The organism is Streptomyces sp. AC555_RSS877, assembly GCF_019049245.1.
GTDB lineage: Bacteria > Actinomycetota > Actinomycetes > Streptomycetales > Streptomycetaceae > Streptomyces.
Genome location: NZ_JAGMUK010000060.1, coordinates 64354 through 75818, shown reverse-complemented (window position 1 = coordinate 75818; position 11465 = coordinate 64354). Strand labels below are relative to the sequence as shown.

The 11465-nt window shown below is 70.9% G+C and carries 11 protein-coding genes; 9 read left to right on the top strand and 2 right to left on the bottom strand.

Going from position 1 to position 11465, the window contains the following annotated elements; genetic code table 11:
* The 8 genes from pnuC to KUM49_RS27065 form a co-directional block, all read left to right on the top strand.
* A partial coding sequence (gene pnuC, locus KUM49_RS27100) for a nicotinamide riboside transporter PnuC (protein WP_217239576.1) occupies positions 1 to 571 on the top strand: 571 nt, incomplete at its 5' end.
* Positions 568 to 1857: a bifunctional 3,4-dihydroxy-2-butanone-4-phosphate synthase/GTP cyclohydrolase II gene (locus KUM49_RS27095; RefSeq protein ID WP_217239575.1), complete on the top strand. Its 1290-nt coding sequence runs from the start codon at positions 568 to 570 to the stop codon at positions 1855 to 1857. The genes pnuC and KUM49_RS27095, both read left to right, overlap by 4 nt.
* A 28-nt stretch (positions 1858 to 1885) precedes the next feature.
* Entirely contained in the window at positions 1886 to 2371 is a 486-nt protein-coding gene (ribH, locus tag KUM49_RS27090) for a 6,7-dimethyl-8-ribityllumazine synthase (protein WP_217239574.1), read from the top strand.
* Positions 2372 to 2404: 33 nt separating this feature from the next.
* On the top strand, positions 2405 to 2677 hold the full coding sequence (locus KUM49_RS27085) for a phosphoribosyl-ATP diphosphatase (protein WP_217239573.1): 273 nt from the start codon (positions 2405 to 2407) through the stop codon (positions 2675 to 2677).
* Between the two features lie 53 nt (positions 2678 to 2730).
* Positions 2731 to 3588, top strand: a complete 858-nt coding sequence (hisG, locus tag KUM49_RS27080; RefSeq protein WP_217239572.1) for an ATP phosphoribosyltransferase — start codon at positions 2731 to 2733, stop codon at positions 3586 to 3588.
* A 14-nt stretch (positions 3589 to 3602) separates the two neighbouring features.
* Positions 3603 to 4058 carry a PH domain-containing protein gene (locus KUM49_RS27075; RefSeq protein ID WP_217239571.1) on the top strand — a complete coding sequence of 152 codons (456 nt, stop codon included), beginning with the start codon at positions 3603 to 3605 and terminating at the stop codon, positions 4056 to 4058.
* A gap of 234 nt (positions 4059 to 4292) precedes the next feature.
* Positions 4293 to 5621 carry a hemolysin family protein gene (locus tag KUM49_RS27070; protein WP_217239570.1) on the top strand — a complete coding sequence of 443 codons (1329 nt, stop codon included), beginning with the start codon at positions 4293 to 4295 and terminating at the stop codon, positions 5619 to 5621.
* A complete protein-coding gene (locus KUM49_RS27065; protein WP_217239569.1) occupies positions 5618 to 6703 on the top strand; it encodes a hemolysin family protein in 1086 nt (361 codons plus the stop codon). Before KUM49_RS27070 ends, KUM49_RS27065 begins: the two co-directional genes overlap by 4 nt.
* 138 nt (positions 6704 to 6841) lie before the next feature.
* Here KUM49_RS27065 and KUM49_RS27060 read toward each other — a convergent pair whose 3' ends face one another.
* Positions 6842 to 8704: an AAA family ATPase gene (locus KUM49_RS27060; protein WP_217239568.1), complete on the bottom strand. Its 1863-nt coding sequence runs from the start codon at positions 8702 to 8704 to the stop codon at positions 6842 to 6844.
* A 432-nt stretch (positions 8705 to 9136) separates the two neighbouring features.
* Positions 9137 to 9757 carry a uridine kinase gene (locus tag KUM49_RS27055; RefSeq protein WP_217239774.1) on the bottom strand — a complete coding sequence of 207 codons (621 nt, stop codon included), beginning with the start codon at positions 9755 to 9757 and terminating at the stop codon, positions 9137 to 9139.
* A 227-nt stretch (positions 9758 to 9984) separates the two neighbouring features.
* On the opposite strand from KUM49_RS27055, the gene KUM49_RS27050 reads away from it, so the two are divergent.
* Complete coding sequence (locus KUM49_RS27050; protein WP_217239567.1) at positions 9985 to 11346, top strand: peptidase C39 family protein; 1362 nt, start codon at positions 9985 to 9987, stop codon at positions 11344 to 11346.
* Positions 11347 to 11465: the final 119 nt, after the last annotated feature.

The window sequence follows — 11465 nt, the reverse complement described above, 5'->3', positions numbered from 1 at the left end:
CATCCTCGGCCTGGTCGCCCTCGCCCTCGGCTGGCGCCGCTCCATCTGGAGCTGGCCCGTCCAGTTCCTGTCCGGCCTCGTCCTGTTCGGGGCCTTCTACGGCCACCTGACCGGCAGCGCCGGCAAACAGGCCGTCGTCATGGCCGTCGCCGGGTACGGCTGGTGGCAGTGGAACCGGAACAAGGGGCAGTCCGGCGACGGCCAGATCACCCCGCGGTTCGCCACCTGGCGCGAGCGCGGGGCGATGATCGGCGCCGCCGCCGTCGGCACGGTCGCGGTGGCCCTCCTCTTCAAGGCCTACCCGACCCTGTCCTGGGACCCCTGGCCGGACGCGTACATCTTCGTCGGCACCGTCGTCGCCATGTACGCCCAGGCCCGCGGCATGGTCGAGTTCTGGTTCGCCTGGCTGCTGGTCGACCTGGTCGGCGTCCCGCTGAACTTCGCCAACGGCTACGCCTTCTCCGGCTTCGTCTACGTCATCTACGGCGCGCTCGTCCTGTGGGGCATGCGCGACTGGTGGCTGCGCTCCCGCAAGGGACCGCAGCCCGCTCTGGAAGGAGCGCCGGCATGAGCGCGGCACCGATCCTGTACAGCACCGACGGTCTCGAGGACTTCGCCCTCGACCCGATCGAGCAGGCCATCGCGGACATCGCGGCCGGCCGCCCGATCGTGGTCGTCGACGACGAGGACCGGGAGAACGAGGGCGACCTCGTCATCGCCGCCGAGAAGGCGACCCCCGAGATCATCGCCTTCATGATGAGCGAGTGCCGTGGCCTGATCTGCGCCCCCATGGAGGGCGACGAACTGGAGCGACTCCGGCTCCCCCAGATGGTCGACGACAACACCGAGTCGATGAAAACCGCGTTCACCGTCTCCGTGGACGCCTCCGCCGCCCACGGCGTGAGCACCGGCATCTCGGCCTCCGACCGCGCCACCACGCTGCAGCTGCTCGCGAGCGGCACGGCCGAGCCCACGGACCTCGTCCGCCCCGGCCACGTCTTCCCGCTCCGCGCCAAGCCCGGTGGCGTCCTCGTGCGCAACGGCCACACCGAGGCCGCCGTCGACCTCGCCCGCCTCGCGGGCCTGCGTCCGGCCGGCGCGATCGTCGAGATCGCCGGCGAGGACGGACGCATGCTGCGCCTGCCCGAACTGATCCCCTTCGCCCGCAAGCACGGCCTGACGATCATCTCCATCGAGGACCTGATCGCCTACCGCCGCAGCTCCGAGCCCACCGTCCGCCGCGAGGCCGAGACCCGACTGCCCACCGTCCACGGCACCTTCACCGCGTACGGCTACCGCTCCACCGTCGACGGCGTCGAGCACGTCGCCCTCGTCCACGGCGAGATCGGCGACGGCGAGGACGTCCTCGTCCGTGTCCACTCCGAATGCCTCACCGGCGACGTCTTCGGCTCCGCACGCTGCGACTGCGGCCCCCAGCTCGACGCCTCCCTGGAGCGCATCCAGACCGAGGGCAGGGGAGTGGTGGTCTACCTCCGCGGCCACGAAGGACGCGGCATCGGGCTGCTGTCCAAGCTGCGCGCGTACGAGCTCCAGGAACAGGGCCACGACACCCTCGACGCCAACCTGGAACTCGGCCTGCCCGCCGACGCCCGGGACTACGGCGCCGGCGCGCAGATCCTGGAGGACCTCGGGGTCCGCAGTGTGCGCCTGATGACGAACAATCCCGACAAGACCGACGCGCTCGTCCGCCACGGCCTCAAGGTCAACGGCCGCGAGCCGATGCCGGTACAGGCGGGCGAACACAACCTCCGCTACCTGCGCACCAAGCGGGACCGGATGGGGCACGACCTGCCCTGGCTGGACACGGCCCCCGTGTCCACCTGCGGCAACCAGTAAGCAGAAACCACGAGGAGACGCGAGACACGTGAGCGGCAAGGGTGCACCGGAACTGTCGGTACGCAACGTCGGAGACCTGCGGGTCGCCGTCATCGCGGCGCAGTGGCACGAGAAGGTGATGGACGGCCTGGTGGACGGCGCCCTGCGGGCCCTGCACGACCTGGGGATCGACGAGCCGACCCTGCTGAGGGTCCCCGGCAGCTGGGAGCTCCCGGTCGTCGCCAAGGTCCTCGCGGGCCGCGGCTACGACGCGATCGTCGCCCTCGGCGTCGTCATCCGCGGTGGCACCCCCCACTTCGAGTTCGTGTGCCAGGGCGTCACCCAGGGCCTCACCCAGGTCTCCGTCGACACCGGCGTCCCTGTCGGTTTCGGCGTCCTGACCTGCGACACCGAGGAGCAGGCCCTGGACCGGGCCGGCATCGAGGGCTCCCGCGAGGACAAGGGGCACGAGGCGGTGACGGCGGCGGTGGCCACGGCAGCCACCCTCCGCTCAGTATCCGAACCGTGGCGCTAGCCCGGCCGGCACACGCGTAAAGTGGGCGGCACCATGTCCAATAAGACGTTCGAGGAGCTCTTCAGCGAGCTCCAGCACAAGGCCGCAACCGGCGACCCCGCCACCTCCCGCACCGCGGAGCTGGTCGGCAAGGGCGTCCATGCCATCGGCAAGAAGGTCGTCGAGGAGGCCGCCGAAGTCTGGATGGCCGCCGAGTACGAGGGCAAGGAGGCGGCTGCCGAGGAGATCTCGCAGCTGCTGTACCACGTCCAGGTGATGATGGTCGCCCGGGGCATCTCCCTGGACGACGTCTACGCCCATCTCTGAGCCGCGCCACCCACCCACACATCGCCCCCGCACGAACGAAGGAAGCCGACCTCATGCTGCGCATCGCCGTCCCCAACAAGGGTTCCCTGTCAGGACCTGCGGCGGAGATGCTGCATGAGGCCGGCTACCAGCAGCGCCGCGAGTCCAAGGAACTGCGGATCGTCGACCCGGAGAACGAGGTCGAGTTCTTCTACCTCCGCCCCCGCGACATCGCGATCTACGTCTCCTCCGGCAAGCTCGACATCGGCATCACCGGCCGCGACCTGCTGATCGACTCCGGCGCGAACGCCGAGGAGATCCTTCCCCTCGGCTTCGCCCGCTCCACCTTCCGCTACGCCACCAAGCCGGGCACGGCAAGCAGCGTGAAGGACCTCAACGGCATGACGGTCGCCACCTCCTACGAGGGAATCGTCGCCAAGCACCTCGCCGACCACGGCATCGACGCCTCCGTCGTCCACCTCGACGGCGCCGTCGAGACGGCCATAGAGCTGGGCGTCGCCGAGGTCATCGCGGACGTCGTCGAGACCGGCACCTCGCTGCGCAACGCGGGCCTGGAGGTCATCGGCGAGCCGATCATGAAGTCCGAGGCCGTCGTGATCCGCCGTGCCGGCGCGGAGGCCGACGAAACGGTCGAGCCGAAGGTGCAGCAGTTCCTGCGCCGCCTCCAGGGCGTCCTGGTGGCCCGGACGTACGTGATGATGGACTACGACTGCCGCGTCGAGCAGCTGGAGAAGGCCGTGGCGCTGACGCCGGGCCTGGAGTCCCCGACCGTCTCCCCGCTGCACAACGAGGGCTGGGTCGCCGTCCGTGCGATGGTCCCTTCCAAGGAAGCCCAGCGGATCATGGACGACCTGTACGACATCGGCGCCCGGGCCATCCTGACGACGGCCATCCACGCCTGCCGTCTCTGAGGGGCGTGGCCAGAATGTCCGAACTGCCCTCTCTTCCCGTCACGTTCCGGCCAGGACGCACCCGTGCCGTGCTGCTGACCGCCGGCGTCGCGATCTTCGTGGTGATCACGACGGTCGCCATGCTGCTGGAACAGCTCAGCCCCGGCGAGCGCCTCAGCTTCGTCTTCACCGGCGCGCTCCTGTTCGGCGTGCTGTTCCAGCTGTCGCGGCCGAAGGTCGTCGCCGACGAGTCCGGCGTCACCGTCGTCAACATCGCCAGCAAGCGCCGCCTGGACTGGGCCGAGATCATCCAGGTGAACCTCCGGCCCGGCGACCCCTGGGTCTTCCTCAACCTCAGCGACGGCACCAGCCTGCCCGCGCTCGGCATCCAGCCGGGCATCGCCAAGCAGCGTGCCATCGCCGACGCGCGCACGCTGCGGGCGCTCGCCGAGGCCCACTCCACGGCCCGCCCCGAGGAAGATCAGAGCTGACTCGGGGCCGTCCACCCTGCCGCACAGGCCCATGTCTTGATTAATCTGTTGGCGGAGGCGTTTTTCGCTGCGCCTCCGCCCCTGCGCGCCGCCCGGCGCCCAGGGGTTCCTGCTACGCGAGGAGTGACCCTCTCCGGCGATGGACGGATCGTCCTGTAGTACCTGCGCCGCCCCCTGCCGACATACCGCGGACTGCGACCTCGCAGTCCGCGCGTACGCGGAGGCGGCGGCATCATGAGCACCCCCCTGCTGCTCCTCGGAGCCGCGTTCCTGCTGATCCTCGCCAACGGATTCTTCGTCGCGGCCGAGTTCGGCCTGGTGACGGTCGAGGCGACGGACGCCGAGAAGGCCGCCGCCGAGGGCGACCGACGGGCCCGTACGGTCGTCGAGTCCCTCAAGGAGCTGTCCTTCCAGCTCTCCGGCACCCAGCTCGGCATCACCATCACCTCCCTCGTCGTCGGCATGCTCGCCGAACCGGCGCTCGCCGAACTGCTGGACGGCCCCATCACCGCGACCGGCATCCCCGAGGGCGCCGTCTCCGGTGTCGCCGTGGTCGTCGGCATGCTGCTGGCCTCGGCCGTGCAGATGGTCATCGGCGAACTGGTGCCCAAGAACTGGGCGGTGTCCAAGCCCATGCAGGTCGCGCGCTTCGTCGCCGGCCCGCAGCACGCCTTCGCCCGCCTGTTCCACCCGGTGATCGCCGGGCTGAACGCGGTCGCCAACCGCCTGGTCCGTGCGATGGGCATCGAGCCCACCGAGGAGCTGGCCTCCGCCCGCACCCCCGGCGAACTCGTCTCCCTGGCCCGGCACTCCGCGCGGGCCGGTGCCCTGGAGCAGGACACCGCGGACCTCTTCGTACGGACCCTGTCACTGGCCGAGCTGACCGCGCAGCACGTGATGACCCCGCGGGTGAAGGTCAGCGCCCTGCAGTCGACGGCCACCGCCGAGGACGTGGTCAACCTGACCCGCGCCACCGGCCTGTCCCGCTTCCCCGTCTACCGCGAGAAGATCGACGAGATCGTCGGCATGGTGCACCTCAAGGACGCCCTGGCCGTCCCCGTCGCCGACCGGCTGCGCACCCCGGTGCGGCGCATCGCCCGTCCGGCCCTGCTCGTGCCGGAGACCTTGCCCGTACGGCCGCTGCTCGCGCAGCTGCGCAACGAACAGCCCATAGCCGTGGTCGTCGACGAGTACGGCGGCACGGCCGGCGTCGTCACGCTGGAGGACATCGTCGAGGAGATCGTCGGCGAGGTCCGCGACGAGCACGACGGCCAGGACCTGCCGGAACTCGCCGCCGCCCCGCCGGAGGACGGCAGGTCCGTCTGGGAGGCCGACGGCAGCTGCCGCGTCGACATCCTCCAGCGCATCGGCCTGCACGTGCCGGAAGGACCGTACGAGACAGTCGCCGGACTGGTCGCCGACCTGCTCGGCCGCATCCCGGCCGTCGGCGACACGACCGAACTTCCCGGCTGGCGCCTGTCCGTACGCCAGGTCGGGCACTACCGCGCCGAGCGGGTCCGCCTGGTACGGACGGCTCCCGTCGTGCTGGAGGCCGTGCGATGACCGTGCTCCAACTCCTGTTCGCCGCGCTGCTCGTGCTCGCCAACGGCTTCTTCGTCGGGGCCGAGTTCGCGCTCGTCTCCGTGCGCCGCAGCCAGATCGAACCGCTCGGCACCACTCGGGCCCGCCAGGTGCTGTACGGCCTGGAGCGGCTGCCGCAGATGATGGCGGCCGCCCAGTTCGGCATCACCGTCTGTTCGCTGACGCTGGGCGCGGTCGCCGAACCGACGGTCGCGCGCCTGCTGGAGCCCCTGTTCGAGTGGGTCCACCTGCCGCACGGCATGATCCACCCGCTCGGTTACGTCATCGCGCTCGCCGCGGTCGTCTTCTTCCACCTCGTCATCGGCGAGATGGTCCCGAAGAACCTCGCGATGGCCGCCCCGGAGAAGGCCGCGTTGTGGCTCAGCCCCGGCCTGGTCGCCTTCGCCCGCCTCTGCCGGCCGATCACCGTGGCTCTCGGCGCCTGCGCCGGGGGCATCCTGCGGCTCTTCGGCGTCGAGCCCAGGGACGAGATCGAGGCCGTGTTCACCAGCGAACAGCTCAACCGGCTGGTGGAGGACTCCGGCCAGGCCGGACTGCTCGACCCGGAGGAGCAGGAACGCCTGGAGGACGCCCTGGAGCTGGGCTCCCGCCCGGTCACGGACGTGCTGCTGACGCGCGAGTCGCTGGTGACGGTCAGCCCCTCGGTCACCCCGGGCCAGATCGTCGAACTCACCGGTCACACCGGCTACTCCCGCTTCCCGGTGGCGGCCGAGACCGGCGCCTTCATGGGCTACCTGCACGTGAAGGACGTACTGGACCTGGAGGACTCCGAGCGGGCGGTGCCGCAGCAGGTGTGGCGGCCGATGACCACGCTCAGGCCCGAACTGCCGCTCGACGACGCGCTCACGGTCATGCGCCGGGCCGCGACGCACCTCGCCCAGGTGGCGGACGCGTCCGGCAAGGTGCTGGGGCTCGTCGCGTTGGAGGACGTACTGGAGCTGCTGGTCGGCGAGGTGAGGGACCCGGCGCACCGGGAGGTGCCGGAGGTACGGGTCGCGGAGCCCCGGGTGAGCGGGGAGCCGGAGGAGGCACTGGCGAGTTAGCAGGTGCCCTGTGCTGGTGCGGGCGGGGTTTCGCTCGCCCGCGCCGGTTGGGTGCCGCTGCGCCCACCCTCCCTCACTCTCGGCTTCGCTCGAGCGGGGGACATCGCCCCAGCGGCACGACTGCCCGCAGCTACGTGGCTACGTCGGCGACGGATCCTGCGGCCCCCGCCCCGACAGCACCTCTCCGTACGCCTGCATCAGATCCGGCAGCCGCAGCGTCGCGAGGTCGTCCCGCGTCAGCATCCCGGGATACGTCGACAACCGGAGATCCCGGTACGCGCAGCTCTTCTCGTACAGCGTCCGCAGGAACCGCCCGTTCCCCAGCTCGTCGATCCACCCCTGATCGACCACGTGCCCGGCGATGGACCGCAGCTCGTCCAGTGCCTCCTCGTCCCACGCGTCACCGTTCTCCGTGGCCAACACCTCGCCGATGGAGGTGAGTTCGAGCGGACGGTAGGACGGGAAGTCGACGCGGGTCGTGAAGCGGGACGACAGTCCGGGGTTGGCGGCCAGCAGGCGGTCCATGCCCTCGGGATAGCCGGCCAGGATCACCACGAGGTGGTCGCGGTTGTCCTCGGCGCGCTTCAGCAGCACCTGGAGCGCCTCGTCGCCGTACGCGTCCCCCTTGCCGTATCCGGAGTTGGACAGCGAATAGGCCTCGTCGACGAAGAGGACGCCGCCGAGCGCGGAGTCGATCAGCTCGTTGGCCTTCACGGCCGTCTGGCCGAGGTACTCACCGACCAGGTCGGCCCGCTGGGCCTCCACGAGATGGTCGCCGCCGAGGAGCCCGAGGGCGTAGAAGACGCGGCCGAGGATACGGGCCACCGTGGTCTTGCCGGTGCCGGAGGGACCCGAGAAGACGAAGTGCCGCTTGGGCGGCTGGACCGGCAGGCCCTGCCCGGTGCGCAGCCGGGCCATGTTCAACTGCGCGGACAGTGCCTTGACCTGGCGTTTCACCGGTTCCAGGCCCACCATGCGCTCCAGCTCGGCGAGCGCGTCCTCGAGTAAGGCGGGATCGGTGGGCCCGGCGGGGAGCAACGGTGACGCTGCGCCCTTCTCGCGCACCGTCGGGTCGGTGGCCGACGGCAGCGGACCGGCGGGCGGCAGGTCCGGTTCCGGGAGCCGGAGGTCCCGCCCTTCGGTGCCGAAGAGCGGGTCGAACCCGTCGGGGCCGTCCATCATGTCCTGCCCGGCCCCGGTGAGTGTGATCGCGGCGAGGTCGGTGGCCTCGTCGTACCCGTCGCCCTCGGAGATCGCGGCGAGCCGGGCCGAGGTGTCCATGAAGGCCGGGTCGACGCGGTGCACGGCGCGGTACAGGGGGAGGGCTGCCGCACTGCGGCCGGTGCCCTCGTGAGCCCGTGCCAGCCAGTAGCGCAGTTCCTTGCGCTGGGGCTGCTCGCTGCGACAGCGCATCAGGGCCGCCGACAACAGCGGTTCGGCCTGCCCGTACATCTCGAGGCGGACCCGGGCCATACCGCCGAACAGTCCCGCCTCGATGCCCAGCATGGGGTCGTTGACCAGCGGGTCGGTGTGCCGGACGAGCTGTTCCCAGTCCTTGACGAGATAGGCGCGGCAGGCGTGCAGGAAGCGGACCTGGTGGTCGGCGTCGACCGGCGGCAGACCCGCGAGGGCCCGGTCCAGCTCCGGGACGTGCCGGCCGTCCAGCCAGTGCGAGGCGTGGGCGAGGAGCAGGTCGCGCGGGCTTTCCAGCACGGGCTGCACCCACCAGCCCAGCCAGTACCAGGAGTTGAGGGTGCGCCGGTGCCGGGCGCGCTGTTCGCCGAAGCGGTCCCGGTGCCGGAACATCCTCAGCAGCGCGGTCGTCGTGTCCACACGCAGTGCGTGCAGTCCGAGCCAGCCGTCGGCCATCCCGGGATCGATCCGCACCGCGGTGCGGAACTCCTCCTCCGCCTGCGGGTAGGCGCCCATCGTGTAGGCGTCCACCCCTCGCAGCCAGGCGAGGTCGGCCGGGGCCTCGGGGCCCTGCGTGCCGAAGTCCATCACGTCCCCCACAAAGCGTGCCCCCGTTTGGTTGGCCGGCGGGCCGGTGCCCGTCGACCGCTTGGTCCAACCGCTCTGCCGCGGACCGGAGTTGCAACGGTGTGCAGAGCAGCCGTCCAGGTCGCACCGAGGGCATCGTACCTGCGGTGGTGTCGCCCGCCGTAGGGTGCCGCACAGGCCGTTTGGCGAGGTGGGAGCGGAGGGGCGGACTCACGCATGGTGACCGAGCGTGAGTAGATCGTGCCTCGGGGCGTCCGAATTGGGGAGAGAGAGGGCAGAACGAAGCCCCCGATCACGGGGGAACAACCGGGGGCTTCGCGTCTGCGGGCGGCTTCGAATGGCCGCACATTCAGAACGTAAGACCTGTACGGCCCCCCGGTCAAGCCGAGTTGAAGCACTCCGGGAACTTCTCCCGCAAGGCCCTTCACAAGTTCAGCACACTGCCGACGGCCCGTCACCGTACGTGACATCGTGGTCCGAGCCAACCGTCCCGGCAGGCCCATGAACCACCTCATATCCCTCCTGGCACTGCCGTACCAGAAGGTCGGCGAAGGGCCGCGAGGAGTCGTCGGCGAAGTGCCGTTGTTCCGCCCTGACCCACCCGGCCCAGAACTCCCGCTGTTCCTCCCCGTCCCGCGACCGCCCGCGCGCCCACGCCACCTCGCGCGGCACCTCCATCCACAGCAGGTGGGCCAGATGCGGACGCAGTGCCCGGCGGCCCGCACCGACGCCCTCGATCAGGATCACCGGGGCCGGCGGCAGGGCGCGCGGTGGTCCGAAGCGGCGGGTGTGCCAGTCGTAGGGCGTGTACTGGGCGCGCTCGCCGCGGCCGAGCGGTTCGATCACCTGGGACAGCAGCCGCCCGGTCCAGCCGAACAGCTCCTCGTGGCTGGCGATGTCGTCGAGGCGCAGCACCGGCGCGTCGTCCAGTTCCCGGGCCAACCGGCCGGCGAACGTGGACTTGCCGGAGCCGGCGTGCCCGTCGACGCCGATCAGGCGGACCGGGCCGCAGGACGGGGGCAGCCGGCGGAGCCGGGAGGCGAGGTCGCGGATGGCCGTTCCTCAAGGGAGCAGGGAGCGGAGGGCGGGGAGCAGGGGCGTAGGGGCGGTTTTTCTCCGTGCAGTCTAAGTCGGCCAGGTCATGCCAGTGGAGGAGACCAATATTGCCGGGCGTGGCATGGCCCGAAGTGCTGGCAGGAGCATGCGGGCTGCTCCATAGTTGGCGCACAACCGTGCATTGGACCTGCCCCGACTCGAACACCTTGGGGGTCATTCCGCCCATGAGCAGAGCCGAACAGCCGTCCCGCAGAACCGTCCTGGCCGCCGCGGTCGCCGCCGCCGTGGCCGGCAGCGCGGGCCCGGCGTCCGCCGACACCGTGAGCAGTGCCGTGACCGACACAGCCGTCCGGGCCCGCCCGGTCGACAACCGTTTCTGGATCTCGTACGCCGACTGGCGCGGCGGCGCCGCCAAGGGCACCCGGGCCGTCGCGGGCACCCGCCCCGGGCTCGTGATCGGCAGCCCCGTGGGCACCGTCGACTACACCGACCCGCACACCGGCAGGACGGCCGCCTGGGAGTACGCCACCTGGACGTCTCCCGTCCACGGCCTTGCCGTCCCCTCCACCGAGGTGATCACCTCCTGGAACGCGCGCACCCCGGGCGGCACCTGGATCCAGGTCGAGCTGAAGGGTACGTACTCCGACGGTACGGACACCCCCTGGTACGTGATGGGCCGCTGGGCGGCCGGCGACCAGGACATCAGGCGTACCTCGGTCGACGACCAGAGCGACGACAAGAGCAGCATCTGGACGGACACCTTCGCGATCGACGACCCGGCCACGGGCCTGCGCCTGGTCTCGTACCGCCTGCGGCTCACCCTTTACCGCAAGCCCGGCGCGAAGGTCACGCCCACGGTCTGGCGGCTCGGCGCGATGGGCTCCGACGTCCCCGACCGCTTCACCGTCGCGGCCTCCGTCCCCGGCCTCGCCCAGGAACTGGGCGTGCCGCGCTACTCGCAGGAGATCCACGTCGGCCAGTACCCCGAGTACGACAACGGCGGCGAGGCCTGGTGCAGCCCCACCTCCTCGCAGATGATCATCGAGTACTGGGGCGGCCGGCTCTCCTCCGAGCAGCTGGCCTGGGTCGAGCCGGAGTACGCCGACCCGCAGGTGTGCCACGCGGCCCGCTTCACGTACGACTACCAGTACGCGGGCTGCGGCAACTGGCCGTTCAACGCCGCCTACGCCGCCACCTTCAAGGGCCTCCAGGGCGTGGTCACCCGGCTCGGCTCCCTCACCGACCTGGAGACGCTGATCGCGGCCGGCATCCCGGCCATAACGTCCCAGTCCTTCCTCAAGGAGGAGCTGACGGGGGCGGGTTACGGCACCTCCGGCCATCTGATGACGGTCATCGGCTTCACGGCGGCCGGCGACGTGATCGCCAACGACCCGGCCTCGCCGACCAACGAGGCCGTGCGGCGCGTGTACAAGCGGCGAGAGTGGGAGAACATCTGGCTCCGCACCAAGCGGTACAACGCCAGTGGCAAGGTCGTCTCCGGCACCGGAGGCGTCTGCTACCTGTACTTCCCGGCGTTGCCGACCGCGCGCCAGCGCAAGGCGCTCGCGGCGGTGGGCGTGCGCTGAACCCGGTGCACGGACGGCCCCCGGCGCCGCGGCGGGGGCCGTCCGCGTGTGACCAAGCTCTCGGCCCCAAAAGCCGCTTCCGGTGGCAAGGTGGACAGTCCGGTGGGGGGAGCCCACCC